Below are 24,895 nucleotides of genomic sequence, written 5' to 3'. Positions count from 1 at the left end.
CATGACACAGGACAAGCAACTCACGCGCGCGGCGCTCATCCGCTCGGACGACGAAGCCCTCGACACCGCGCGGCGTCTGGCCGCCGAATTCGCCGTCGACGCCGCCGCGCGCGATCGCGATCGCCGGCTGCCGCTCGACGAGATCGAAGTGTTCAGCGCGAGCGGCTTATGGGGCATCGGCGTGCCGCGCGCATTCGGCGGCATCGATGTCTCCGTGCGCACCATCGCGCAGGTGTTCGATACGATCTCGGCGGCGGATTCGTCGCTCGGGCAAATTCCGCAGAATCACTTCGCGACGCTCGAACGTCTGCGACACGACGGCACGCCGAGTCAGCAGGACTTCTTCTTTTCACGCGCGCTCGCCGGAGAACGCTTTGGCAATGCGACCGCCGAACCGGGCGACCGTCTGCCCTCGGAGCACGAGACGCGCGTGCTCCGCCGCGCCAATGGCAACGGCTTCGTGCTGACGGGCCGCAAGGTGTATTCGACGGGCGCGCTTTTCGCCCACTGGATTCCTGTCGCCGCGCGCGATGACGACGGTCTTCCCGTGACCGCTTTCGTCGCACGGCATGCGCGCGGCGTCGAGGTCATCGACGACTGGTCGGGATTCGGTCAGCGCACGACGGCGAGCGGTCAGGTGCGGCTCGACGAGGTCGAACTCGATGCGCTGCAGATCGTCGCGCGCGGGCGCCGTCCGAATATCGATACGGCCAATGCCGTGTCGCAGGTGCTCCATGCGGCGATCGATCTCGGTATCGGCCGGGCCGCGCTCGATGAGACGAAGCGCTTCCTGCACGCGTTCGCGCATCCCGCGCGCGGCAGCGGCGCATCGCATGCGACGGACGACCCGTACACGCTGCGTGACATCGGCGCACTGACGGTCGATTTGCATGCGGCCGAGGCGCTGACCGCACGCGCCGCCGAGTCGATCGACCGGGCGCGCGACCCAAACGCGCCGCGCGAGGCCGTCGCCGCTGCCATCGTCGCGACGGCGGAAGCGAAGATCGTCACGACGCGATTCGCGCTCGATGCATCGAACAAGCTGTTCGAACTCGCGGGGACGCAATCGACGCGCTCCGAACACAATCTCGACCGGCATTGGCGCAATGCGCGCACGCACACGCTGCACGACAGCGTGCGGTGGAAATATCACGCGGTCGGGCAGTATGCGTTGAACGATCTACTTTGCGATCCGTTCACTTACGCGAATCCTTATACGAAGCTCGACGTGTAAGTCAAACGGCGTGCCTTCAGCACGAAAGGCACGCCGTTTCCGCGAAGCTTCAGTGCGATGCGACGGCCTGCCTGTCGAACACCGGGTTGAACTCTACGTCCACCTTGATCTGATTCTTGATGTCGCCGGATTTATAGAGCGTGTCCGCGATCTTCTGCTCGCGCGCCACCAGTTCCTTGTCGAGCGGATAGAACCGGGAACGTCCGTTTTCGGCGGAGAATTTCGCGCGCGCCGGGCTTTGCTTCATCTTCTCGAGATAGATCTTCTCGACGGCCGGCACGTTCTGCGCCCACCACGTCCACGAGTTCTTCAGGCGGCCGAGGAAGTCGCCGAGCGCCTCGCTCTTCTTCGGATCGCGCAGCACGTCGGTGCGGGCGGTGAACACGGACAACGCCGGTATGTCGAGTTCGTCGCTCCTGATGATGACGCGCGCATCGCCCTTGTCCACCGTTTCCTTGACCGGGCCGTAGCCGCCCGAATACACCGCGACCTGCCCCGCATTGAACGCGGACGCGGACACGTTGCCGTCGCCGAACTTGACGGCTTCGAAGTCCTTCGGCTTGAGTCCGGCCTTCACATACGAGAGCACGTATTGCAGATAGTTGAAGCCGCCGAAGTTATAGCCCCACGTTTTGCCCTTGAGATCGGCGAGGTCCTTGACGTCGGCGCTCTTGCGCACGACCGTGACGATAGGCGGATAGCTGCTATCCGGATTGCGCCAGCCCGCGATGATCTGCAAGGGCGCGGTGTCCGCGGTCCACGGCGTGCGTGCGTTGCCCTGTTCGATGATGAGCGACGTATCGCCCATCAGCCCGACATCGAGCACCTTCGAATACAGCGCGGACAGTTGCGCCGCCGGACCGGTCAGCACGGCCCATTTGACTTTGTACGGCGCGCCGTCGAGCACGTGCGACGCTTCGACGATCAATGGCCATGCGGCGTCCTGCGTGCCGATCGTGAGCGTCAGCGGTTCGCCTTGCGCGAACGATGCCGACGACCCCGCGACGAAACTCGTCACGAAAAAAGCGATGAAGCGTTTCCTGATGCGCATGAACGTGTGGTCTGAGTGAATGAAGTCTTCATGCCGCGTTTCGGGACGCGGCTTGCAATGCAGCGTCGTCGACGCCGAGTTCCGCGAGCAGCCGCGCGCGCAACGCGATGGCGTGCTCGTCGCCGCGCGAACGCGGACGCGGAGAATCGACCGTCACATCCGCGTTGATCTCGCCTTGCGATAGCACGACGATGCGATCGGACAGCAGAATCGCTTCGTCGATGTCGTGCGTCACGAGCACGACCGCAGGCGTATGCGCGCGCCACAGACGCGCGACGAGTTCGTACATGCGGATGCGCGTCAACGCATCGAGCGCGGCGAAGGGTTCGTCGAGCAACAAGAGCTTCGGCTCGCGCACGAGCGCACGCGCGAGCGCGACGCGTTGCGCCTCGCCGCCGGAAAGCGTCTTCGGCCAGCCTTGCGCGTGGCGCGACAAGCCGACTTCGTCGAGCGCGGCGAGCGCGGACTGCTTCGCCGCGCCCAGGCGGTCGTGGCCGATGACGACGTTTTCCCATACGCGCTTGGCGGGCACGAGACGCGGCTCCTGAAACACGACGGAACGCGCGCCCGCGACGCGCACGCGACCGCTGTCGGCGCGATCGAGCCCGGCGAGGATGCGCAACAGCGTCGTCTTGCCCGCGCCCGATGCGCCGAGCATCGACACGAACTGGCCGCGCCTGATGGTGAGCGAGACGTCCTTCAGCACCGCGCGCCCGGCGAACACTCGGCTCACGCGGTCGAGTTCGAGCGCGGCTTCGCGCTGTTGCAACGCGTCGAAGCGTTCGATGTCAGGCGAGTTCAAAACGCGGCCTCCACGGCAGGGCGAGATGTTCGAGCGCGCGCATCACGAGATCGGTGACGATGCCGAGCGCCGCATACACCAGAATGCCCGCGATGATGATGTCCGCGCGCTGATTCTGGTTCGCGTTCACGAGGATGTAGCCGATGCCGTTCTGCGCGTTGATCTGCTCCGCGACGACGAGCGCGAGCAAGGCGACGGCGCTCGAATAGCGCACGCCGACGAGGATCGATGGCAGCGCCGTCGGCAGAATGATGCGCAGCGCCATCTGCCGGCTCGACAGCCCGAAAACGCGCGCCGCTTCGAGCAGCTTCGGATCGACGCCGCGCACGCCGGCATACGTGTTGAGATACATCGGAAAGATGGTGGCCGCGAGGATCACGGCGACCTTCGCGCCTTCACCGATGCCGAACCAGGTGATGAAGAGCGGAATCAGGGCAATGAACGGAATGGTGCGCAGCATCTGCAGTGGCGCATCGACGATCTCTTCGCCGACGCGCCACAGGCCCGCAAACAGGCCCGCCAAAAGACCGATGCCGCCGCCGATGGCCAAGCCCGTCGCCGCGCGCACGAGCGACACGCCGATCGCGCTTTGCAGTTCGCCGTCCGCGATCAGTTCCTTCAGTGCCGCGACGATGACGGTCGGCGGCGGCAAGGTTTCGGGCGCGACGAGTTGCAGCGAGGATGCGAGCTGCCACAACACGATCAACGCGAGCGGAACGCCGATGCGCAAACCCCGCGAGCGCAGCACGCTCAACGTGCGCGCGCGTGCCTGCGCCGCTTCGCGTGTGGGCAGGTCGACTAGCGCGCGCGTATCGTTTGTGCGCTTGTCGTCCCGTTCGGGGGGCGCGCCGGCATCGAGCCGTAGCGCGGCGGAAGGATAGCGGGGAACGTTCATGGGCAGGCGGGCGGGAATGACCGGGAGCGGGTTGAACGAATGATGGTACGTTCGCCCCCATTGCGAGCAAACGAAGCGTTTGCCGGATGCTATGCGCGCTTTCCCGAATAACTATTGCAGTCGAGGGACTATCCGGATCCGGCGAGCCGCGCTGTTCCACCTCTTCATCTGTCAGGCCGATGCGGATCGGTCCGCCGACCAGCGCGAGCGTCGCATTTCACGCAGCCGCGTGTCCCGAGCTGAAGATCCGCGATGCGCTTCCGAAGCACGGAGCACGAGCCCGCCGCGGGGCTGCCATCCATCCACGCGCGGCCTGCCTGACCCATGCCGAAATCTGATGCGCCCCATGAGATCTTTTCGATTGGCTTCGCGACGGGGCCGCGTCGAGAATGATTGCACCCCAGCCGCCTCCGCAGTCCAACCAATCAGGAATGCAACGACCGATGAACCTTCGTGAATCCACCAGGCACTTCGACGATCGCAACGTGAGAACGGCAAACGGCCAGGCCGGCTCGCGCCATCGAACCTGTGGCGAATCGCTCGTCACCTTGCTCGAGATTTACGGGGTCCAGTATGTCTTCGGCATCCCGGGGGTGCACACAGTAGAGCTCTATCGCGGTCTTGCGCGCTCGTCGATCCGGCACGTGACGCCCCGTCACGAACAGGGCGCGGGCTTCATGGCCGACGGATATGCGCGTGTCACCGGCAAGCCCGGCGTGTGCTTCATCATCACCGGTCCGGGCATGACCAATATCGCGACCGCGATGGCACAGGCCCATGCCGATTCCATCCCGATGCTCGTGATATCGAGCGTCAATGCGCGCAGCGAGCTCGGCAGCGGCGACGGACGCCTGCACGAACTGCCCTCGCAGCGCGAAGTATTCAACGGGCTCGCCGCGTTTTCGCACACCTTGCTCGATGCCGCCGATCTGCCTCAGGTGCTGGCCCGCGCGTTCGCGGTGTTCGAGAGCGCCCGGCCGCGGCCGGTGCATATCGAGATCCCGCTCGACGTCATCGTGTCGCCGGCGGGCGTCATCGAGGCGTCGTGCGCCGTGCGTGCGGCGAAACCCGCTGCACACCCCGCCGCGCTCGCCGCCGCCGCGGAACTGCTCGCGGAAGCGCGCCGCCCGCTGATTCTCGCTGGCGGCGGCCCGGCCCACGCTGCCGCCGAACTGCGCGAGCTCGCCGAGCGGCTGCAGGCGCCGGTCGCGCTCACGACCAATGCGAAAGGTCTGCTGCCGTCCGGACAGCCGCTTCTCATCGGGTCCACGCAGTCGCTGCCGCACACCCGCGCGATGATCCGCGAAGCCGACGTAGTGCTCGCGGTCGGAACCGAACTGGGCGAAACCGATTACGACGTCGTCTTCGACGGCGGCTTTGCGATCGCAGGCAAGCTCATCCGCATCGATATCGATGCGCAACAACTGATGCGCAACGTTCGTCCGGATGTGGCCATCGTCAGTGACGCGCGCGAGGCGTTGAGCGAGCTGTCGACGAGACTGCACGAGCGTCCCGTTCGCCCGCCCGCGACGGACTGGGGCGCGGCGCGCGTCGCCGCGGTGCGGGCCGCCAACCTGGCCGGCTGCGACGCCGCGATGCGCTCGCAGCAGCGCCTGATCGACACGATCGTCGGCACCTTGCCCGGCGTCGTCATTGCAGGCGATTCGACGAGCCCGGTCTACGCGGGCAACTTTCTCCACGATGCACCGGCGCCGCGCTCATGGTTCAACTCGTCGACCGGCTACGGCACGCTCGGGTATGGACTGCCCGCCGCCATCGGCGCGAAGCTCGCCGCGCCCAGGCGGCCGGTCGTCTGCCTGATCGGCGATGGCGGTCTGCAGTTCACGCTGCCGGAACTGGCGAGCGCCGTGGAGGCGCGCGTGCCCGTGATCGTGCTGGTGTGGAACAACTTCGGCTACGGCGAGATCCGCAAATACATGGCGCAACGCGATATCACGCCCGTCGGCGTCGATATCTACACGCCCGACTTCGCCGCGCTCGCCAAAGCCTTCGGATGCGAGGCCGCAAGAGTCGACGACCCGCGGACCCTCGAAGCCGAGCTGCGGCGCGCAGCATCGCGCGACGTCCCGACCGTGATCGAGGTCCGCGAAGCCGACTGGTTTGCACGGGTGCCGTCATGAACGCGGACGCACGCCCCGTCTTCGACTTTCCGCTGCGCACCCAGCTCTTCATCGACGGCTGCTGGTGCGCGCCCGAAACGCGGCAACGCTTGCCCGTCATCAATCCATCGACCGAAGAGACGATCGCCGAAGTGGACGCGGCCGGTCCCGCCGACGTCGATCGCGCGGTGCGCGCCGCGTCGCACGCATGGCGCGCCTGGAAACAGACTTCGGGCGCCGCGCGCGCCGCCTTTCTGCGAGCGATCGCACGCGGCGTGGAAGCCAGTGCCGAGCATCTCGCCGCGCTTCAGTCGCTCAACAACGGCAAGCCGATCGCCGAATCCCGCATCGATGTCGGCGACGTGGTCGCCACCTTCGACTACTACGCCGGGCTGGCCGAACGGCTGGATGAACCGGGCGAAGCGATCGCCATCCCGAGCGACCGGCATCGCGCGGTGATCCGCCGTGAACCCGCGGGCGTGGTCGGCCTGATCGTGCCGTGGAATTTCCCGATGGTGACCACGGCCTGGAAACTCGCGCCCGCGCTCGCCGCGGGATGCACGGTCGTGCTCAAGCCTTCCGAATTCACCCCGCTGCCGGAACTGGCGCTGGCCGCGATCGTCGAGCAGGCCGGCCTGCCACCCGGCGTGTTCAACATCGTGACCGGCACCGGCACCGATGTCGGCGCGGCGCTCACCACGCATCCGCTCATCGCCAAGGTCTCGTTCACCGGCAGCACGGCGGTCGGCGAGCAGGTCATGAAGGCGGCGGCGCAGTCCATCAAGGGCGTGAGCCTCGAACTGGGCGGGAAGTCGTCCATCGTCGTTTTCGCGGACGCCGACCTCGATCTCGCCGTCGATCTCGTCATCGGCGGTGCGTTCTTCAATGCCGGACAGATGTGCTCGGCCACGTCGCGCGTGCTGGTCGAACGGCCGCTCGCGCAGGCGCTGATCGCTCGCCTCGCCGACCGGGTCGCGCGCACCGTCGTCGGCGATCCGTTCGCCGCCGCCGTGCAGATGGGGCCGCTCACGAACCGCGCGCAGCACGAACGCGTGCAACGCTTCATCGCGCGGGGCAAGGCGGACGGCGCGAGCCTCGTGGTCCAGGGCGAGGCGCCCGACGGACCCGGATACTTCGTGCAGCCAACGATGTTCGTCGACGTGCCCGCCGGCAGCGCCGTGTGGCGCGAAGAGATCTTCGGACCCGTCTTGTGCGTGCGCAGCTTCGACACGGAAGACGAAGCGATCGCGACCGCCAACGACACCGAGTTCGGGCTGGTCGCAAGCGTCGTCACGCGCGACGCGGCACGCGGACAGCGCGTGGCGGCCGCGTTGCAGGCGGGCGTCGTCTGGATCAACGCGCCGCAACTGATCTTTCCTCAGACATCCTGGGGCGGCTTCAAGAAGAGCAGCATCGGCCGCGAACTCGGGCCGTTCGGACTCGCGGCCTTCCAGGAAATCAAGCAGGTGCTGACTGCGGCCGATTCCGACTGAAAGCTTTTGTTAAGGCCGAGCCATGCGTTCGGCTCATGGCAACCATGCCGAGATTTCGATTGTTGCCGAAATTTTGCGTACCTAGAGTGCTCTCACAACGCCGCTGTTGATCGACCGACCGCATTGACCGACTGCTGCACGTTCAGCGAGGAGTGAACCATGCATGACATCAAACGAGGCAGAAGGCAGGCCATCAAGACCATCGGCATGGCGCTCGCCGCATCGAGTCTGCCGATGCCGTTCATCAGCACCGCGAAGGCGCAGGAGAGGAGCTTCGCCGGCAAGACGCTGCGCCTGCTCACATGGTCCGACGACACCGGCGCGGCGGCCTTGCGCAACATTGCCGCGACGTTCAGCCAGAAGACCGGCGCGCAGGTCATCGCCGATCGCGCCGACGGCACCTCCGGCATGGTGGCGAAAGTGAAAGCGGCCGGAGACCGCCCGACCTACGACGTCATCACGCTCGCGGGCGTGGGCGCCTCGGGTCTCGCGGATGCCGGTCTGCTGATGAAGCCCGATCTGAACAAACTCCCCAACCTGAAGGATGTCGCCGCGCGGTATCAAACGGGCGCCAACGGCTTCGGCATCGGCTATCTGTTGTGGTCGGACGGTCTCGTCTACAGCACGTCGTCGGTCAAGACGGCGCCCACGACCTACGAAGCGCTTTGGGATCCCAAGTATGCGGGGCGGATTTTCCTGCCGCCGCCGGAATGGGCCGAAGCGGTCGATCTCGCGATCATCGCCGCCAAGATGGCGGGCGGCTCGCAGCAGAACATCGAACCGGGCTTCGCGAAGCTCGCGCAACTCAAGGACCGCGTGCTCACGCTCGGCGAGAATCCGAATCAGGTCGCCGACCTGTTCCGCACGGGTTCGCTGGATATCGGCGGCATCTACTCGCCGGCGTTCTTCCCCGATCAATTGCGCAAGCCCGAGTACAAGATGGCCGTCACGTACGGGATGAAGGAAGGCTTCGCCACCCAGCTGATGTTCACGGTCATACCGAAGGCGCATCCGGGCGACATCGACCTGATCCACGCGTTCATCAACCATTCGCTCGACGCAGGCGTGCAAGGCCGCATGGCCGCCGACGTGCTGAACGGTCCGGTGAACTCGAAGGCGGCGATTCCCGCCGAAAGCCGCGCGTTCGTGCCGTCTCCCCAGCAAATCGCGGAGAACGCCGTGCTGCACGACGACAAGGCATTGGCGGCGGTGCAACCGGCGTGGATCAAGCGCTATACGGAAATCTTCTCGGCCTGAGCTCCATGTCCGCACTCTCCTTCCGCCGCAGGACGGCCACGCTGGCAGACGCCGCCTCCGGACAGACGTCGGCTCCCGCGCTACCCAGGGTGCCGCCGTGGGTGCTGCTCGCGCCGATCCTCGCGTTTCTCGCCGTGCTCGTCGCGGCGTCGCTCGCGGTGCTGCGCATGAGCTTCGGCGTGCCGGGGAACGAGTGGCGCGCACTCACGCTTCACAATTACGCGGACCTCGCCGATTCGTACTTCCTGCGTTCGCTCGGGCTGACGCTCAAGCTCGCGTTTGAGAGCATGGTCTGCGCGGTGGCGCTGGCGATTCCGGTGGCGCTCGCGATGGCGCGCACCGAATCGCGGCTCGCTCGCCGGCTCCTTCTTGCCGGCGTGCTGCTGCCGCTGCTCGTCAATCTGCTGCTGCAGGGTTACGGCTGGCTCGTGATGCTCGGGCCGGCGGGCATGCTGAATAACGCGCTGCTCGCGGCCGGCGTCGTGCGGCGTCCGGTGCAGTGGCTTTATCGCGAGAACGGCGTGCTGCTCGGCCTGATCCAGACCGCGTTCCCGCTCGCCGTGCTGCCGCTCGCGAGCGCCATGCGCGCCATCTCGCGCTCTTACGAGGAAGCGGCCGCTACGCTCGGCGCGACGCGCTCGCAGACGCTGCGCCACATCGTCCTGCCGCTCGCGATGCCCGGTCTCGTTTCCGGCGCGCTGCTCGTCTTCGCCTACAACGCGAGCGCGTTCGCCGTGCCGCTGCTGCTGGGCGGCCGCCGCGTGCCCATGCTCGCCGTGCTCGTGCACGACCAGGTGGCGCCGCTTCTGAACTGGCCCGCCGCGTCGGCATCCGGCGTGGTGCTGATGGTGGCGACGCTCGTCGTCATGTCGGTATCGCAACGGCTCGTACGCGGCATGCAAAGCACGGAGGAAGCCCGTTCATGAGCGCCCTGCGCCTTTCCGCGATCATGCCGGGACGCCTGAGCCGCGCCGCCAGCCTGCTCGCGACCGTCGTGCTCTTTCTCGCCGCCCTGCCGATCCTCACGATGGTGACGATGTCGTTCGGCAATTCGGACACGCTCCAGTTCCCGCCGCCGAGCTTCGGGCTGCGCTGGTATCGGGCCGCGTGGCACACGTTCGTATCGCCCGACGCAAGCGATGTGCTCTCGATGGGCACGGCCCTCACGACGAGCCTCGTCGTCGCGGTATCGACGATGATCATCGCCACCGCCGTCTCGGTGCCCGCCGCCTACGCGCTCTCGCGCTATCGCTTCCGCGGCAAGGCGGTTATCGAGCAGCTCGTCGCGCTGCCGCTGGTCTATCCGCTCGTGATGCTCGGGCTCTCGCTGCTGCTCGTGTTCAACGTGCTGCCCGTCGAGCTAGGCATTCTGCGGCTCATCATCGCGCACGTGATCCTCGCCTTGCCGTTCACGGTGAAGAACTGCGCCGCCTCGGTCGCGGCGATCGGCCCGGAGTTCGAGGAAGCCGCGTGCCTGATGGGCGCGAGCCCGCGCCGCGCGATCGTCGATGTGGTCCTGCCGCTCATGCGGCCCGGCATTCTCGCCGGCATGCTGTTCGCCTTCATCGTCTCGTTCAACGAGTTCACGGTCACGTTCTTTCTGTACGGCATCGACACGATGACGCTGCCCATCTGGCTGTACAGCCGCACCGTGTCCTCGCTCGATCCGACCGTGTTCTCGTTCGCGGTCGTCATCGTGCTCATCGACTTTGCGTTGATCTGGCTGCTCGAAAAGCTGGTCGGCGACGAAGGCGTCGCGCTGTAACCGGGGAACCCTCATGACTCATCTGACACTTCAGGCGGTAACGAAGCGCTTCCACGCCGCATACGCCGTCGATCATGTCGATCTCGCCGTGCCCGACGGCAAGCTGGTGTGCTTTCTCGGGCCGTCCGGCTGCGGGAAGACGACGCTCTTGCGCATCATCGCGGGGCTGGAAACGGCGTCGTCCGGAACGGTCGCCTTCGCCGGCCGCGATCTGACTGACGTGCCCGCGAACCGACGCGATTTCGGCATGGTGTTCCAGTCGCTCGCGCTCTTTCCTCACATGACGGTCGCGCAGAACATCGCCTATCCGCTGCGTCTTCGCCGGGTCGGCAAGGAGGCGGAAGCCAGCCGCGTCGCCGAGCTGCTCGATCTGATCCGGTTGCCGCACATGGCGGACCGGCCGGTCTCGCGGCTGTCGGGCGGACAGCGCCAGCGCGTGGCGATTGCGCGCGCCATCGCGTCGTCGCCGAAGCTCTTGCTGCTCGACGAGCCGCTCTCCGCGCTCGACGCGAAGCTGCGCGAGGCGATGCAGGTCGAGATCCGTCTCCTGCAGCAGCGCCTCGGCATCACGACGATCATGGTGACGCACGACCAGCGCGAAGCCATGACCATGGCCGACGAGATCGTCGTCATGGAAAAAGGACGCATCGCGCAGGTCGGCAAGCCGCTCGACATCTATCGCAATCCCGTCAGCGAATTCGTCGCCGACTTCATCGGCCTCGGCAACATCCTGCCCGTCACGCTCGAAGGCGGAGACCGGATCGCGCTTCCGGGCGGCCAGCAGATCGTCGTCGATGCCGCACCGCCCGCGCGCGGCGCGGCGGGCGACGTCCGCCTGCTGATTCGTCCCGAAGACGTCTGCATGCGGACAGCCGTAAACGGCGCCGTCGATCCCGGGCCCAACGTGCTCGCCGGAAAGGTGGCGTTCATCCGGGATGTCGGCGCGTCGCTCGAAGCGACCATCGATTGCGCGGGCTTCACGCTCACCGCCGCCACGACGCCGCGCGAGACGCCGGACCTGCGAATCGGCATGCCCGTCTTCGCGGAACTTCCGCCGCACGCCTGCAAGCTCATCGCGGCACGCACCGCGCACTGAATTCACGCCGCCCACCGTATCGACACAGGAGAGACCTTCATGCACACGACGACTTCCGCGCAGCGCTTCCTCGCCCGCACCGCCGCCCTCCTCGCCTTCTCGGGCATCGCGGGCCTCGGCGCATTCGCGCCGCTGGCGCACGCCGACGCGCTCGACTCGATCAACAAGTCCGGCGTCGTCCGGATCGGCGTCTTCGAGGACTATCCGCCGTTCGGCTCGATCGGGCCGGACATGAAGCCGCAGGGCTACGACATCGACGTGTCCAGCCTGATCGGCAAGACCCTCAACGCGAAGGTCGAACTGATTCAGGTCACCGGCGACAACCGCATGGCGTATCTCGTCGACCATAAGGCCGACATGCTGCTCTCGGTCGGCAAGACGCCCGAGCGCGAAAAGGTGATCGACTTCTCGCAGGCCTACGCGCCGTACAACCTGGCCGTATTCGGTCCGAAGTCGCTGCCCGTGAAGAACGCGGGCGACCTTGCCGGCAAGAGCGTGGCCGTCGCGCGCGGCACGCTGGAAGACCTGAGCGTGAGCAAGGTCGCGCCGCCGTCCGCGTCGATCAAGCGATTCGACGACCCGAACGGCGCGATCTCCGCGTTTCTGGCCGGGCAGGCGCAACTGCTCGTGGTGGGCAACGACGTGGGCGCGACGATCATCGCCCGTCACCCGTCGAACGATCCCGAGCAGAAGTTCTCGCTCTTCAGCTCGCCCGATCACGTGGGCCTGAACAAGAACGAGCCGCGCCTCAAGCAGAAGGTCGACGAAGCCATCGCCGCGGCGAAGAAGGACGGCACGATGAACGCGATCTCGCAGAAGTGGCTGCGCGCACCGCTGCCGGCCGACCTGTGATGCGCGGAGCGCTCCGTTCACTCGCACGCGGGAGGATCGCTCGATGACCTACACGTTCGACTTCAGCGACGTCGGCCTCTATGTCGATGTGCTCGCGCATGGCGTCGCGGTGACGCTCGGCCTGACCGCCATATCGACGCTGCTGGGCGGCCTGGTCGGCATCGGCGGCGCGTGTCTCGCCGTGACGGGCCCGAAGCCGGTCCGCGCGGCGATCACCGCATATGTCGAGCTGATTCGCAACACGCCGTTTCTCGTTCAGCTCTTCTTCGTGTTCTTCGGGCTGCCCAGCCTCGGCGTGCATATCGGCGAAATCGAGGCCGCCGTGCTGGCGATGACGGTGAACCTCGGCGCGTACGCCACGGAAATCGTCCGGGCGGGCATCGACTCGATACCGCGCGGACAGCTCCAGGCCGCGATGGCGCTCGGCCTGCGGGGACCGCACGTGTTCCGCCACGTCGTGTTGCCGCAGGCGCTCGCCAACGTGTTTCCCGCACTGCTCGGGCAGGTGCTGATCGTGATGCTCGGCTCCGCGGTCGTATCGCAGATTTCGGTGCCTGACCTGACGCACGCCGCCAGCTTCATTCAGTCGCGCAACTTCCGTTCGTTCGAGTGCTACGTGATCGTCACCGCGATCTATCTGCTGCTGTCGATCGTGCTGCGCATGCTGATCAACCGACTCGGCAAGCGGCTGTTCGCGGGACGGGCCGGCCGCGCGGCCGCGACCACTTCCCGGCGCGGTCTGCGCAACCTGATGTCCCTGCGCATCGGCGCGGCCGAACCCGGCCTTCCGAAGGAGCGTTCACGATGATCGAGTTCACGCTGTGGGATATCGCCCGCAACCTGACGCTGGCCGCGCGCTGGACGGTTGTGCTTTCGGTGATCGCGTTCGTCGGAGGCGGCCTCACGGGACTGGCGCTGCTCGCCATGCGCGTGTCGCCGCTGCCGTGGCTGCGCCGGACGGTGGTGCTGTATGTCGAGGTGTTCCAGGGCACGCCGCTTCTGATGCAGCTTTTCCTCGGCTTCTTCGGCTTGCCGCTGCTGGGCGTCGAAGTGTCGCCCTGGGCTGCCGCGACCGTCACGCTCACGCTGTACACGGGCGCCTGTCTCGCCGACATCTGGCGCGGCTGCGTGGAGGCGGTGCCGCGCGGCCAGTGGAGCGCCGCGGCGAGCCTCGGCATGACGTGGACGCAGCAGTTGCGTTACGTCGTCTGGCCGCAGGCATGGAAGATCGCCGTGCCGCCCACCGTGGGATTTCTCGTGCAGGTCGTGAAGAGCACGGCGCTCACGTCGATCATCGGTCTCACGGAGCTGACCAAGACCGGCACCATGATCACCAACGCAGTGTTTCGTCCCTTCCCGATCTACGCCCTCGTCGCGTTGCTCTACTTCGCGATGTGCTTTCCGCTGACCTGGTATGCGCGCGCGCTCGAGCGCCGGTATCGCGTCGGCAGACATCGCTAAACGCCGCGTCTCAATGGCTAACGCACTTTCAAAAAGGTTTGCGCATGATTTCCATCGGTAACGTGTCGAAGTGGTACGGCCAGTTCCAGGTTCTGGCCGACTGCACCACCACCGTCGGCAAAGGCGAAGTGGTCGTGGTCTGCGGGCCGTCCGGGTCCGGCAAGTCGACGCTCATCAAGACCGTCAACGGGCTCGAGCCGTTCCAGAGCGGCAGCATCACGGTCAACGGGGAGTCCGTCCACGACAGGCGCACCAACCTGTCGAAACTGCGCTCGAAAGTGGGCATGGTGTTTCAGCATTTCGAGCTGTTTCCGCACATGTCGATCACGGACAACCTCACGCTCGCGCAGACGAAAGTGCTGGGGCGCTCGAAAGACGAAGCGTCCGACAAGGCGCTGCGTCTGCTCCAGCGCGTCGGCCTGCGCGCGCACGCCGACAAGTATCCCGCGCAGCTTTCAGGCGGCCAGCAGCAGCGCGTGGCGATTGCGCGCGCACTGTCGATGGACCCGGTCGCGATGCTGTTCGACGAACCCACTTCCGCGCTCGATCCGGAGATGATCAACGAGGTGCTGGACGTGATGGTCGAACTGGCACAGGAAGGCATGACGATGATGTGCGTCACGCACGAAATGGGCTTCGCCAGAAAGGTCGCGCACCGGGTGATCTTCATGGATCACGGGCGCATCGTGGAAGACGAAAATAAGGACGCGTTCTTTGCGCATCCGCGGTCCGACCGGGCGAGGGATTTTCTGGGCAAGATACTGCATTAGCACCGCGCCCGGCTTGCTACACTATTTCCGGCTGACGTGATTTTCATGATCGGAGACACGCCCCGATGCGACGACTTCCTCCGCTCAACGCACTGCAGATCTTCGAGACCGTCGCGCGTCACCGCAGCTTCACGCGTGCGGCGGAACATCTGTGCCTCACGCAGGGGGCGATCAGCAGACAGATTCTCGCGCTGGAGGAATACTTCGGCTTTCCCCTTTTCATCCGCGGCGCAAGGGGCCTGACCTTGACGGCGGAAGGCGACGTGCTGTTGCCCGTCGTGAGAGAGAGCTTCGGGCGCATCGAAGAGGTATCGCTGCGTCTCACGCGCCAGCGCACCGATCTCGCGCTGAAAGTGCCCACCTGCGTGATGCGATGGATGCTGCCGAGGATCATGCGCTTCCAGAGCGAGCATCCCGAACTGCAATTGCAGATCACGACGACCTGGCAGCACGATGTCGATTTCGAGGTCGAATCGTTCGATGCGGCGATCATCTACGGCTCGTCGCCCGGTGCGGACGTGCACGCCGTGCCGCTCTTCGACGAGCAGCTCACGCCCGTTTGCTCGCCCGAACTGCTCAATGAAAGTCCGCTCGCCGCCGCGGCTGATCTCGCGCATCATGCGTTGCTGCATCCGACGCGCGATCACCGCGACTGGAAGCTCTGGCTCGATTGCGCGGGTGCGAGCGAGATCGACGCGACGCTCGGACCGACATTCGAAACGCTCGATCTGGCGACCAACGCCGCCATGCAAGGGTTCGGCGTCGCGATCGGCGACCGGACGCTGGTCAGCGAAGACGTGGCGGCCCGGCGGCTCGTCATGCCGTTCGACACCGTGCTCGAAACGGGCTCACGCTATTACTTCGTCTATCCGGAGTGCGTCGCGAGTCAGCCGAAGGTCAAACTCTTCAGCGAATGGATCATGCGCAACCGTGAGGCGGCTGCGACGGCCGGGTAGTTCGAGGCCGCCGTACGCAACGCCACGTCGCGAGCGACTGTGTTTTGTGGAAACAAGCGCCTTAGTGGCCGCGTTCCAACGGTTGACGCGCACGACCGGGAACGTCGCTGCGTGTGCCGAACAGCGTGTCGCAGATCGGGAACGTGAGGTTGAAATTCTGTGTCGCCATCACTTCGGGATCGTGGTGTGTAGCGTGCAGGCGCCGCACTGTGTTCACGAACGGAACGCGGTCGAGGAACGGGCTGTCGGTGACGTGCGAGAGCGTATGCAGGCCCTCGTACATCAGAAAGTATGCCGCCATCGTGAACAGCGCGATGTAGCCTGCGTTGCGGGAGAATACGAACCCGATCAGGAGCGCGAACGGCACGGCCGCCAGCACGAATGCAACCGGCGCGAAAGGCGGAAACAGCAGCGCGCGCCAGTGGCGGTGACCCTTGTATTCAAGCGTCACATGCGTGAAGAACCGGTGATGAACCGCGCAATGGCGCTTGTAGATCATGCTGAAATACTTCGTCGGACGATGCAGCACATAGCGGTGCGCCGCCCATTCCGCCCAGTTGCCGAACAAAAAGAGCGGAATGACGGCCAGCCATTCGGCGAGCGTCGGCGCATGAAGCTGCATCAGGCAAAAGACGATCACGCCGCCCGTGAAGAGCAATGTGAAGCCGAGGTGCATTTCGCCGCGATACCACCATGGCGTGGCATCGACATACCCGTCGCGGAACTTGTAGGAACGCGCACGAACGTCATCTTCGTATTTCATCAATGTCTCCGGCTGTTGTGAAAGGCGTGTGCCCGTTGGCGTCCGCCGTTATGCGCAATGATTCGGGAGGGAGTCCGCGCGTAGCCGCCTTCGAGCTTGTCGAGCGTCTCCGACACCACGAATAACGCTGATCCCGAAGCCGATGCACGCGCTCGTTCTGGGAAGATCAGCACGGGCGCATGATCGGCGCTGCCGCGCGCGGACGACAACACCGGCTAGACGAATGCGGTATTGCCGTTCGCTGCGGCAGCGCGTGTTCATCAGCGTCTCCATCTGTGCGCGCCGACTGTGGTAAGCGAGCGCATTGGATGAAGCGTAGCGAGATCGCACCATAACGCCTAATACTGTTTATTGATGCGCCGGATAATTCGGGCTTATATCGGTGCTAGCCCGGATGACACTGTCCTTACGGTTCCGTATCAATGGGACGCGCGGGAATGGGCGGTTAAGCAGCAAGCCTGAATAAATGCCCGGCGCGCTCCGTCAAATCGATCTGATAACGGCGTCTTCGTCTATTAGCATCGCTGATGCCGCGAGGGACGGCTGATGTACCGCCCGTCTTTGCCGATCGTGCGAGAGTTGGCGCACGCGCGGGGCGGGCCACGGCGAAAGTGCTTCTTTTTCTGCGGGGGATCAACCTGTTGTTTCAGAGGGGCGCGTTCACGCCGGAGACACCGTCGCTGTGACGAAACTGTTCCGCTGCGGACTCGCGAATCAGTTCGCGAGCGAAACGCGCTATCGCATGATCTCTGAGGCTTCGCGGTGAAGATTCTCGCCAACGTCGTGCTGGCCAATCCTTACCGCGCACAAGGCGTCCACCTCGCGACGGGCGTCAACGCGGCGAGCGTGCTCGTGCGCTATCTCTTCCGCACGCGCCGCATGCCACCCGTTCGCAACCGATCAGAAAGTCTCTTCCTGCGGCTCCGGCCCGCGCGTCGGCGCATCCGGCTGGGCGAGCTTCACGGCGCGGCCGGTGCGCGCCGATTCGTAGATCGCGTCGATGATCCGCTGATCCTGCAAGCCTTCCTCGCCCGGCGTGTGCGGCACGAGATCGTCCTTCACGCAGACCGACATGTGATCGATTTCGCGCGCGAACTGGTTCTGCGGATCGATCTGCACTTCGGTCGTCGCGCTCTTGCCGTCGACGAGCATGCCGTGACGCAAGCGCAATCCGTTGTAGCCGAACGCCGGATCCATCTCGACCCAGCCTTGTGCGCCTTGCAGCCTGAAGAAACGGGATTCGTGGCTTGCATAACTCGACATGCACGTCGCCGTGAGTCCGCTCGGAAAGCGCAGGATGAAGTGCACCGATTCCTCGACCTCGGCAAAGCGCGGATCGCCTTGCGGGTGATGCACCGTCGCGACGACTTCCATCGGCTCTTCGTTCGACAGAAAGCGCGCCGCGTTGAGGCAATAGAGGCCGATGTCGGGCATTGCGCCGCCGCCCGCGAGCGCCTTCTTCAAGCGCCATTGCGATGGATCGCCCACATTCTGCGAATTTCCCGCGATGAACTCGCGCAATGTGCCGAGCTTCTTCTCCTTGACCATCTTCGCAACCATGCGATCCATCGGCTCGTACTGGCTGCGATACGCGATCATCAGCTTGCGATTGGCGCGCTTCATCGCTTCGACCATCGCCTCGCAGTCGGCGGCATTGTTCGCCATCGGCTTCTCGCAGAGCACATGCTTGCCGATCTTCGCCGCGCGCAGCGTGAACGCCTTGTGCATGCCGTTCGGCAACACGATATACACGACGTGCACGCGCGGATTGTCTGCAAGACGCTCGAAGTCCTGATAATCGTGGATGTCGGCATCGGCGATGCCGTATTGACGCGCGACGCGCCGCGCCTTTTCGCGATCGCCGGAAACCAGCGCCGCCACCTTCGAGTATTTGCATTGCGCGAGCGCGGGCAGAATCTGATTCAACGAAAGACGTCCGAGCCCGACGATCGCATAGCCGATGCGCGCGTCGGGCGGCAGATTCGCGTCGGGCGTTTCTTCCTTCTGCTCCGTGTTCGGGTCTTGAATCAGCGGCAGCTTGACCTGATTGGCATCGGCACCTGAAGGACCGGCGGCCCATGCGCTGCCCGTTCCGGCCGCGAGCGCGACTGCAATGCCCGCGCCGCCGCGTGTCAGAAACGAACGGCGCCCCGCTTCCGGTTCGGCGGGCGCGGCGTTGGGCAAAAGCTGATCGGGTTGGCCGCGAAAAGGCATGGAGAACTCCGGCGGGGAAATGTGATGCCTGCGTTCAGCATTGCGCGTGCCATCCGAAGTAAGCTTGTTAGTTAGCGAGTCGTCGATGAGAATTGAGCGCTGCGCGCGTCGGTTCACCGCCGAACGCACAACGCTACGATAAGCGCATCACCATTCCTTTTGGAGCGCACACGATGCTTTCAGATATTTACAGGCAATACATCGCTTGCCTGAATGCGCGCGACTGGCCGAATCTCGGCGCGTTCGTTCACGATGCGCTGCAGTACAACGCGCGCGCGCTCACGCTCGATGACTATCGCGAGCTCCTGAAGAAAGATGTGCGCGAAATTCCGGACCTCCGCTTCGATATCGAACTGCTGATAGCGGAGCCGCCGCGCGTCGCTTGCCGGTTGCGCTTCGAATGCACGCCGAAGGCTGACTTCCTCGGCCTGCATATCGATGGAAGACGCGTCGTGTTTTGCGAGAACGTCTTCTATGAGTTCCGCGATGGCAAGATCGAGCGCGTGTGGTCCGTTATCGATAAAGCGGCGATCGAAGCGCAGCTTTAGGCCGCTTCGGTAAAGAAGCTGTCCACGATATCGTCGCGCAACCTGGCGACCTTGCTATCTCCAACCTTTCGCGGCCGCGGCAGCGATACATCCACCACTTCCCCGATGCGTCCCGGCCGCGCCTGCATCACCACGATCCGGTCCGACAGCAGCACGGCTTCCTCCACATCGTGCGTGACGAGCACCATCGTGATCCGTTCATGCTCCCATATCCGCTGCAATTCGAGCTGCAAGCGGCTTCGCGTAAGTGCGTCGAGCGCACCGAAGGGTTCATCGAGCAACAGCAGACGCGGCCGGTTCACCAGTCCTCGCGCAATCGCAACGCGCTGCGCCATGCCCCCCGATAACTGATGCGGATAAAGCCGCTCGTAGCCCTTCAATCCGACGAGCTCGATATGCTCGGCCACCGCGCGCGCCTTCTCGGCCTTCGATAACGGCGCGTTGCGCAACGCGACCGCGACGTTCTGCGCGACATCGAGCCACGGAAAAAGCCGATGATCCTGAAACACGATGCCGCGCGACAGATCCGTCGTCACGACGCGTTCGCCGCCGAAATCGATCTCGCCGTCGTAATCTCCATCTAGGCCCGCGATCAGCCGCAGCAACGTCGACTTTCCGCAACCGCTCGCCCCGACGATGCTCACGAACTCGCCGCTCGCAATCGACAGCTCGATGCGATCGAGCACCGGCGGCCCCGCATCGCCAGCGAAGCGCTTGCTCACGTGCCGAAGCGTCAGGCCACTGTCTTGCTCTATTTGCGTCGTCATATCCGGATTCTCCTCAAGCCGCGCGCGACGCGCCGAACCAGCGCCGCTGCACGCCGCGCGCGAAAGCATTCAACGCCCACCCCGTCAAACCGACCACGATCACGCCGAACACGACGAGATCCATACGAAACTGTTCGCTGCCATCGACGAGCGTATTGCCTATGCCGCTGCCCGCAACGAGCAGATACTCCGCGCCGAGCGTCGCGAGCCACGAATAGATGAGCGCCAGATACACGCCCGTGAAGATGGACGGCAACGCTGCGGGTACCACGACATAGGCCACCGTTTGCAGCCTGCCATAGCGATATGCGCGCGCCACGTCGAGCCAGTTCGCGGGAACGGCGCGGATGCCGTCGCTCGTATGCATCACGACGGGCACGAGCGCGGCAAGCGACAGGAACACGACCTTCGCGACATCGCCGAGTCCGAACCACACGGAGATCAATGGAATCCACGCGAACAGCGACACTTGCTTGAACGTGTTGAAGCTCGGTGCGATCGCGCGATTCGCGAGCTTCGATATGCCGAGCAATGCGCCGAGCGCGAGGCCGAGACTGGTGCCGATCGCAAAGCCCGTCAACTCGCGCGCAAGCGATGCCGACAACGCACGCGCGAGCGCCCCGCTGCGGACCTGATCGACCGCCGTACTCCACACGTGTGCAGGCGAAACCATCACGCCTCGCCCCACTTGCGCATCGCGCGACACGTACCACCACACGGCGAGCGCGGCTATCGGCAGCACGAGTCCGCGCCACGATCCTTTGACTGTTCCCGCTTCCCAATCCAGAGTCGACATGGCTGATCCTCAATTGACGCGGCCGCGTTGCAGCTTGCGCTCGAATGCATCGAGCAGGCGATCTGCCGCATAGCCGATTGCGCCGACGATCAGCACCGCGGCCAGCACGAGATCGAGCTGAAAAAGCTGACGTCCATACACGATCAGATAACCCAGCCCTTCCGACGACGCGACGAGCTCGACGACGACGAGCGTCAGCCACGCTTTCGTGAACGCGAGCCGCACGCCCGTGCCGATGACCGGAATCGCGGATGGCAAAGTCACGCGCGTGATGACTTGCCAGCGCGTATAGCGATACACCGACGCAACTTCCTGCAACGCACGCGGCGTGCCGCGAAAGCCTTGCAGTGTCGAGAGCGTGACGGGCACGAGCGCCGCATGCCCGATCAGCAGATACTTCAGCGGCTCGCCGATGCCGACGACGATCATGAGAAACGGCAACCAGCCGAGCACCGGCACTTGCACGATGGCGTTGAAGCTCGGCAGGACGTAGGCTTCCAGCGTGCGCGACAGGCCGAGGAATCCGCCGAGCGCGATGCCGAGCAGCACGCCGCCGCCGAATCCGACAGCGGCGCGCGTCGTGCTCGCCAGCAGATGCGTCCACAACTCGCCGCTCTTCGCGAGTGCGCCGAGCGTTTCGAAGACGAGCGCGGGCGCCGGCAACACTTGCGCGGAGATCCAGCCGTAGTGCGAGCCGAGCACCCACAGCAACGCGCAGACGCTGGGCACGATCCACGGCAACGCAGTCCAGCCGATCGTGCGCCACGCATCAGTCGATGACATTCCGCGCGCACGATCCGCGGGCTGAAACACACGCGTCAGTGCATTGGCCATTTATCTGTTCTCCGCGAGACGTTCGCCGGAAGGCTTGCCCGTTGCATCGAAACGCGGCCAGTAGGCTTCGAGCTTCAGCGACTTCAGCGCCTGATCCAGATACTTCGGCTCGAACCATCCATTCACGCTGACGGGCTGACGAATCAGATTCAGACGCAACGCATCGTCGGCGACGGCCTGATAACGCGCGACCAGAAACGGATCGATGAGCGGCGACATGCGGTCCTTCATCGATTGATTCGCAAACTCGGACGACCACGATTCGACCGGCACGCCGCTCTTCGCCCACAACGCGAAGAGTGCATTGCGATGGGTTTCATCGGACGACCATTGCGCGGCCTGCACCACGGCGGTCACGACCTTCTGCACCGTGTCGGGATGCGCGCGCTCGTAGTCTTCGAGCACGAGAAGATGCGCCTGGCGCGTGAACTGCACGCCGTCATCGCGCGATGCATAGACGATCTTCGCGAGCCCCTGACGTTGCAGCTTGAAGAGCGAGTAGTCGAGGAACACCGCATCGACGCCCTTCGACGCCAGCGCGGCCTGCGAGGCAGCGGTATCGAGATTGATGACGCGCAGATCGCGTTCGCTGAGGCCGTTTTGCTTCAGCACGTTATCGGCGACGAGTTGCAGATTCGTCCCGCGAAAGATGCCGACGCGCTTGCCCTTCAGATCCTTGACGCTCTTGATGTCCGAATCAGGAGGCACCGCGAGGTACACACCCGTCCGGACGTTCGACGCCAGCAGCAGATGCGTCTTCAATCCGTTCGCGCGGCCGAGCACGGAAGGCAAATCGCCCTGATACGCGAAGTCGAGCTGTTTGTTCGCGAGCGCCTCGTTGACGGCGGGTCCCGCGCCCTTGAAGAAGATCCACTCGACCTTGATGTGCTCGGGCTGCAACGCATCTTCGACGCGATGCTGCAAAAGCGCGGTCGCCGCGGGCGAGCCGCCGAAAACGGGCGGATCGCCGGTTCCCTGCTGCGCAACGCCGATGCGCACCACGGCCGGATCGGCGGCCTGCGCGGGACCGATGAGCGCAGCGAACAGCGTCGCCGCGCCGACGAAGAGCTTGAATCGTAGTGTCATCGTGCAATGAGAAAGAGTGGATCGCCGGCGATGCGATCGCCGGTGCATGGGGTATCGCGCCACGCGTCAGGCGGTGCGCGTTTCCTGCTTGACGATGCGGCTCTTGCGCCCGTCGATGCCTACGGGCACATCGCCGTGCACGGTCGCGCGACGCACGACGCGATGCGCATCGGCGTAATCGGCCACCGCGTAATGCTGCGTCGCGCGGTTGTCCCAGATCGCGACATCGCCTTGCGTCCAGCGCCAGCGCACGGTGTTTTCGAGGCGCGTGACGTGATCGTGGAAGATTTCGGCGAGACGGTCCGAATCGCGCTGCGAAAGACCGATGAAGCGCTGCACGAAGTGACCCAGCACGAGCGTGCGTTCGCCCGTTTCCGGATGCACGCGCACGACCGGATGCTCCGTTTCATAGAGCGTCGAGGTGAATTGCTTGCGGTACTCGCGCTCGGATTCCGTATCGGGCACGTTGCGCGTGGCGGCATAGTCGTAGGCGTTCGAATGCAGCGCCCAGAGTTTGTCGGCGAGATCGCGCAGCGCTTCCGGCAGGTTCGCATATGCGGCGGCCGTGTTGGCCCATACCGTGTCGCCGCCGGCGGGCGGGATCACGACGCCGCGCAGAATCGAAATCTTCGGATAAGCATCGACGAACGTGACGTCCGTATGCCATGAATTCGCGCGCGTGCCATGCTTCGAATCGAGTTCGAGCAGACGGCTTCCGCTCGAAAGCGACGGCACGGTCGGATGCGCGACGGTCTCGCCGAAACGCGCGGCGAAGGCTTCCTGCGCGGCGTCGTCGAGATGCGACTGGCCGCGGAAGAACAGAACCTTGTGTTCGAGCAGCGCATTGTTGATCGCGGCGATGGCGTTATCGTCGAGATCGGCGGAAAGCGTCACGCCGCGCACTTCGGCGCCGATGCGCCCGCCGATCGGGCGCACCTGGAACGGTTCATTCGACGTGACGGGAGACAGCGTGGATTCGGCGGCGAGCGTGGAAAGTTCGGACATCGAAAATCTCCGTTGTGGTTTGCGTTTGTCGGATGCAGGCCGCATTCAATGCGACGGAAACATTGAAGCATCGACAAGACGCGTCGCCAACGAAGCGTTTCGACTATGCATATCGCTGCAATCCCGCGATGCTTTCCCGCAGCTCGCCCATTGCGCGCCGTAGCCGAATTCGTTCGTTGCTTTCGCGGCCGCGTGCGATGCCTTCCTCTGCGATACCGAGTTACCTTTTCGTATTTGCAGCGCGTACCAGGCTTGCTCGGCAGTACCTCAGAAGAACAGCAGGCTGCGCAACTCGATGCTGCGGCGTGGCCGTGCATCGGGCGGCGATGCGGGATCGTCGAAGGCCGTGTGCGCGGTGAAACGCGCAACGCCGTCGCCGGCCGAGTCGTAGATCTTGATGAGCAGCGCCTCGTCGGGCGACATCAGCGGGAAGTAGTACCAGCGATGCAGCGGGTTATGCACGAACGCGTAGGTTTCGCCCGTCATCGTCGGATAGATGAAGTCCTGCGCGACCGCATCGCGTTCGTCGATGCTGCGCGAATCGCACAATGCGAGCGGTGACGATTCCACGACCTCGCCCACCGGCCGCCACAGATTGACGATCGCAAAGCGCCCTTGCAGCAGGCGGGCGGCTTCATCGGCGGGAAGATGATCGCGCACCCGGCGCGGCCCGGAAACGAAGGTCTGATCGTTGTGGATCAGATGCACCGGCTCCTTCACGCCGTTCGCGCGTGCCGCCGCGCCATCCCGCAGTGTGTGATCGAAGATGACGACGCGCTTCGCCCCCGTCCATTGCTTCAGCAGGCGCTCGGATTGCGGGTAGTAGACCGAACGAATCGCGGCATCGTCGGAGAAATCGCTTAGCGCGCTCGCTTCGCGATGCAACTCGAATCCATTCCGGTCCAGCGACAGGCCGCCCGGCGGCGGCCGCAGCCGCGCATTCGAAATCCTCACCGCGTGCGTGCGATATTCGCCGGTGCGGCGCGGCACGCCGGGCGGCGGATCGTAGGCGTAGGAGGCGGGCTTCACGCCCGTAGGCACGAGATAGTTCAACCCGGCCTCGACTTCGACCGGCTGCTCGATCACGACATCGCTCATGATTGCACGCCCCGCTGGCTAGGTTCGACAGA

At 64.9% G+C, this 24,895-nt stretch carries 24 protein-coding genes; 13 read left to right on the top strand and 11 right to left on the bottom strand.

The window, feature by feature from the left end; translation table 11 throughout:
* The first annotated feature begins 1 nt into the window (after position 1).
* On the top strand, positions 2 to 1,234 hold the full coding sequence (locus QCE58_RS29780) for an SfnB family sulfur acquisition oxidoreductase (RefSeq protein WP_250522594.1): 1,233 nt from the start codon (positions 2 to 4) through the stop codon (positions 1,232 to 1,234).
* A gap of 49 nt (positions 1,235 to 1,283) precedes the next feature.
* Here the strand turns inward: QCE58_RS29780 and QCE58_RS29775 are convergent, their stop codons facing one another.
* From QCE58_RS29775 to QCE58_RS29765, 3 genes are all read right to left on the bottom strand, one after another.
* Positions 1,284 to 2,252, bottom strand: a complete 969-nt coding sequence (locus tag QCE58_RS29775; protein ID WP_235366136.1) for an ABC transporter substrate-binding protein — start codon at positions 2,250 to 2,252, stop codon at positions 1,284 to 1,286.
* A 61-nt stretch (positions 2,253 to 2,313) separates the two neighbouring features.
* Positions 2,314 to 3,087, bottom strand: a complete 774-nt coding sequence (locus tag QCE58_RS29770) for an ABC transporter ATP-binding protein (RefSeq protein WP_250504341.1) — start codon at positions 3,085 to 3,087, stop codon at positions 2,314 to 2,316.
* On the bottom strand, positions 3,074 to 3,982 hold the full coding sequence (locus QCE58_RS29765; RefSeq protein WP_175982464.1) for an ABC transporter permease: 909 nt from the start codon (positions 3,980 to 3,982) through the stop codon (positions 3,074 to 3,076). The genes QCE58_RS29770 and QCE58_RS29765 overlap by 14 nt, the downstream gene beginning before the upstream one ends.
* Positions 3,983 to 4,425: 443 nt before the next feature.
* On the opposite strand from QCE58_RS29765, the gene QCE58_RS29760 reads away from it, so the two are divergent.
* The 11 genes from QCE58_RS29760 (at position 4,426) to QCE58_RS29710 (ending at position 15,752) form a co-directional block, all read left to right on the top strand.
* A complete protein-coding gene (locus QCE58_RS29760) occupies positions 4,426 to 6,123 on the top strand; it encodes a 5-guanidino-2-oxopentanoate decarboxylase (protein WP_309780527.1) in 1,698 nt (565 codons plus the stop codon).
* Positions 6,120 to 7,595, top strand: coding sequence for an aldehyde dehydrogenase family protein (locus tag QCE58_RS29755; protein WP_250522596.1), 1,476 nt, complete (start codon positions 6,120 to 6,122; stop codon positions 7,593 to 7,595). The genes QCE58_RS29760 and QCE58_RS29755 overlap by 4 nt, the downstream gene beginning before the upstream one ends.
* Before the next feature lie 159 nt (positions 7,596 to 7,754).
* On the top strand, positions 7,755 to 8,852 hold the full coding sequence (locus QCE58_RS29750) for a PotD/PotF family extracellular solute-binding protein (protein WP_008345450.1): 1,098 nt from the start codon (positions 7,755 to 7,757) through the stop codon (positions 8,850 to 8,852).
* Between the two features lie 5 nt (positions 8,853 to 8,857).
* On the top strand, positions 8,858 to 9,778 hold the full coding sequence (locus tag QCE58_RS29745) for an ABC transporter permease (protein ID WP_250522597.1): 921 nt from the start codon (positions 8,858 to 8,860) through the stop codon (positions 9,776 to 9,778).
* Entirely contained in the window at positions 9,775 to 10,617 is an 843-nt protein-coding gene (locus QCE58_RS29740) for an ABC transporter permease (protein ID WP_008345448.1), read from the top strand. The genes QCE58_RS29745 and QCE58_RS29740 overlap by 4 nt, the downstream gene beginning before the upstream one ends.
* Before the next feature lie 13 nt (positions 10,618 to 10,630).
* Positions 10,631 to 11,713, top strand: a complete 1,083-nt coding sequence (locus tag QCE58_RS29735; protein ID WP_250442105.1) for an ABC transporter ATP-binding protein — start codon at positions 10,631 to 10,633, stop codon at positions 11,711 to 11,713.
* 39 nt (positions 11,714 to 11,752) lie between these two features.
* Entirely contained in the window at positions 11,753 to 12,565 is an 813-nt protein-coding gene (locus QCE58_RS29730) for a transporter substrate-binding domain-containing protein (protein ID WP_008345445.1), read from the top strand.
* 43 nt (positions 12,566 to 12,608) lie between these two features.
* Entirely contained in the window at positions 12,609 to 13,373 is a 765-nt protein-coding gene (locus tag QCE58_RS29725) for an amino acid ABC transporter permease (RefSeq protein ID WP_250522598.1), read from the top strand.
* Positions 13,370 to 14,026: an amino acid ABC transporter permease gene (locus QCE58_RS29720; RefSeq protein WP_008345442.1), complete on the top strand. Its 657-nt coding sequence runs from the start codon at positions 13,370 to 13,372 to the stop codon at positions 14,024 to 14,026. The genes QCE58_RS29725 and QCE58_RS29720 overlap by 4 nt, the downstream gene beginning before the upstream one ends.
* Positions 14,027 to 14,070: 44 nt before the next feature.
* Positions 14,071 to 14,796, top strand: a complete 726-nt coding sequence (locus tag QCE58_RS29715) for an amino acid ABC transporter ATP-binding protein (RefSeq protein WP_008345440.1) — start codon at positions 14,071 to 14,073, stop codon at positions 14,794 to 14,796.
* A 65-nt stretch (positions 14,797 to 14,861) separates the two neighbouring features.
* A complete protein-coding gene (locus tag QCE58_RS29710; protein ID WP_175982457.1) occupies positions 14,862 to 15,752 on the top strand; it encodes a LysR substrate-binding domain-containing protein in 891 nt (296 codons plus the stop codon).
* Positions 15,753 to 15,813: 61 nt separating this feature from the next.
* On the opposite strand, the gene QCE58_RS29705 is transcribed toward QCE58_RS29710, so the two are convergent.
* Complete coding sequence (locus tag QCE58_RS29705) at positions 15,814 to 16,515, bottom strand: sterol desaturase family protein (RefSeq protein WP_250522599.1); 702 nt, start codon at positions 16,513 to 16,515, stop codon at positions 15,814 to 15,816.
* Between the two features lie 900 nt (positions 16,516 to 17,415).
* Complete coding sequence (locus QCE58_RS29700) at positions 17,416 to 18,729, bottom strand: Gfo/Idh/MocA family protein (RefSeq protein WP_250522600.1); 1,314 nt, start codon at positions 18,727 to 18,729, stop codon at positions 17,416 to 17,418.
* 173 nt (positions 18,730 to 18,902) lie between these two features.
* Here QCE58_RS29700 and QCE58_RS29695 point away from each other — a divergent pair, with 173 nt between their 5' ends.
* A complete protein-coding gene (locus QCE58_RS29695; RefSeq protein WP_008345436.1) occupies positions 18,903 to 19,277 on the top strand; it encodes an ester cyclase in 375 nt (124 codons plus the stop codon).
* Here QCE58_RS29695 and QCE58_RS29690 read toward each other — a convergent pair.
* The 6 genes from QCE58_RS29690 to QCE58_RS29665 all read right to left on the bottom strand — a co-directional run bounded on the left by QCE58_RS29690 (position 19,274) and on the right by QCE58_RS29665 (position 24,863).
* Positions 19,274 to 20,044 (bottom strand): ABC transporter ATP-binding protein, encoded by a 771-nt coding sequence (locus QCE58_RS29690; RefSeq protein WP_033535709.1) that lies wholly within the window; start codon positions 20,042 to 20,044, stop codon positions 19,274 to 19,276. The two genes, QCE58_RS29695 and QCE58_RS29690, sit on opposite strands and share 4 nt — an antisense overlap.
* Before the next feature lie 13 nt (positions 20,045 to 20,057).
* Complete coding sequence (locus QCE58_RS29685; RefSeq protein ID WP_008345434.1) at positions 20,058 to 20,840, bottom strand: ABC transporter permease; 783 nt, start codon at positions 20,838 to 20,840, stop codon at positions 20,058 to 20,060.
* A 9-nt stretch (positions 20,841 to 20,849) separates the two neighbouring features.
* Positions 20,850 to 21,623: an ABC transporter permease gene (locus QCE58_RS29680; protein ID WP_250522637.1), complete on the bottom strand. Its 774-nt coding sequence runs from the start codon at positions 21,621 to 21,623 to the stop codon at positions 20,850 to 20,852.
* Between the two features lie 51 nt (positions 21,624 to 21,674).
* A complete protein-coding gene (locus QCE58_RS29675) occupies positions 21,675 to 22,760 on the bottom strand; it encodes an ABC transporter substrate-binding protein (RefSeq protein WP_250442109.1) in 1,086 nt (361 codons plus the stop codon).
* A 66-nt stretch (positions 22,761 to 22,826) separates the two neighbouring features.
* A complete protein-coding gene (locus QCE58_RS29670) occupies positions 22,827 to 23,765 on the bottom strand; it encodes a TauD/TfdA family dioxygenase (RefSeq protein ID WP_008345425.1) in 939 nt (312 codons plus the stop codon).
* Between the two features lie 267 nt (positions 23,766 to 24,032).
* Positions 24,033 to 24,863, bottom strand: a complete 831-nt coding sequence (locus QCE58_RS29665; protein WP_008345423.1) for a CmcJ/NvfI family oxidoreductase — start codon at positions 24,861 to 24,863, stop codon at positions 24,033 to 24,035.
* Positions 24,864 to 24,895 lie beyond the last annotated feature (32 nt).

Source organism: Caballeronia sp. LZ028, from assembly GCF_031451415.1.
Taxonomy (GTDB): Bacteria; Pseudomonadota; Gammaproteobacteria; order Burkholderiales; family Burkholderiaceae; genus Caballeronia; species Caballeronia zhejiangensis.
Note: the sequence above shows the minus strand (reverse complement) of the source record. Positions and strands in the feature narration are given on the sequence as shown.

Bases quoted from the DNA above. Each gene is read 5' to 3' on its own strand.
- QCE58_RS29710 (WP_175982457.1), top strand. From the start codon at position 14,862: ATGCGACGACTTCCTCCGCTCAACGCACTGCAGATCTTCGAGACCGTC.
- QCE58_RS29760 (WP_309780527.1), top strand. From the start codon at position 4,426: ATGAACCTTCGTGAATCCACCAGGCACTTCGACGATCGCAACGTGAGA.
- QCE58_RS29725 (WP_250522598.1), top strand. From the start codon at position 12,609: ATGACCTACACGTTCGACTTCAGCGACGTCGGCCTCTATGTCGATGTG.
- QCE58_RS29670 (WP_008345425.1), bottom strand. From the start codon at position 23,765: ATGTCCGAACTTTCCACGCTCGCCGCCGAATCCACGCTGTCTCCCGTC.
- QCE58_RS29780 (WP_250522594.1), top strand. From the start codon at position 2: ATGACACAGGACAAGCAACTCACGCGCGCGGCGCTCATCCGCTCGGAC.
- QCE58_RS29680 (WP_250522637.1), bottom strand. From the start codon at position 21,623: ATGTCATCGACTGATGCGTGGCGCACGATCGGCTGGACTGCGTTGCCG.
- QCE58_RS29705 (WP_250522599.1), bottom strand. From the start codon at position 16,515: ATGAAATACGAAGATGACGTTCGTGCGCGTTCCTACAAGTTCCGCGAC.
- QCE58_RS29685 (WP_008345434.1), bottom strand. From the start codon at position 20,840: ATGTCGACTCTGGATTGGGAAGCGGGAACAGTCAAAGGATCGTGGCGC.
- QCE58_RS29700 (WP_250522600.1), bottom strand. From the start codon at position 18,729: ATGCCTTTTCGCGGCCAACCCGATCAGCTTTTGCCCAACGCCGCGCCC.
- QCE58_RS29740 (WP_008345448.1), top strand. From the start codon at position 9,775: ATGAGCGCCCTGCGCCTTTCCGCGATCATGCCGGGACGCCTGAGCCGC.
- QCE58_RS29745 (WP_250522597.1), top strand. From the start codon at position 8,858: ATGTCCGCACTCTCCTTCCGCCGCAGGACGGCCACGCTGGCAGACGCC.
- QCE58_RS29675 (WP_250442109.1), bottom strand. From the start codon at position 22,760: ATGACACTACGATTCAAGCTCTTCGTCGGCGCGGCGACGCTGTTCGCT.
- QCE58_RS29720 (WP_008345442.1), top strand. From the start codon at position 13,370: ATGATCGAGTTCACGCTGTGGGATATCGCCCGCAACCTGACGCTGGCC.
- QCE58_RS29730 (WP_008345445.1), top strand. From the start codon at position 11,753: ATGCACACGACGACTTCCGCGCAGCGCTTCCTCGCCCGCACCGCCGCC.
- QCE58_RS29715 (WP_008345440.1), top strand. From the start codon at position 14,071: ATGATTTCCATCGGTAACGTGTCGAAGTGGTACGGCCAGTTCCAGGTT.
- QCE58_RS29690 (WP_033535709.1), bottom strand. From the start codon at position 20,044: ATGACGACGCAAATAGAGCAAGACAGTGGCCTGACGCTTCGGCACGTG.
- QCE58_RS29755 (WP_250522596.1), top strand. From the start codon at position 6,120: ATGAACGCGGACGCACGCCCCGTCTTCGACTTTCCGCTGCGCACCCAG.
- QCE58_RS29735 (WP_250442105.1), top strand. From the start codon at position 10,631: ATGACTCATCTGACACTTCAGGCGGTAACGAAGCGCTTCCACGCCGCA.
- QCE58_RS29765 (WP_175982464.1), bottom strand. From the start codon at position 3,982: ATGAACGTTCCCCGCTATCCTTCCGCCGCGCTACGGCTCGATGCCGGC.
- QCE58_RS29750 (WP_008345450.1), top strand. From the start codon at position 7,755: ATGCATGACATCAAACGAGGCAGAAGGCAGGCCATCAAGACCATCGGC.
- QCE58_RS29695 (WP_008345436.1), top strand. From the start codon at position 18,903: ATGCTTTCAGATATTTACAGGCAATACATCGCTTGCCTGAATGCGCGC.
- QCE58_RS29665 (WP_008345423.1), bottom strand. From the start codon at position 24,863: ATGAGCGATGTCGTGATCGAGCAGCCGGTCGAAGTCGAGGCCGGGTTG.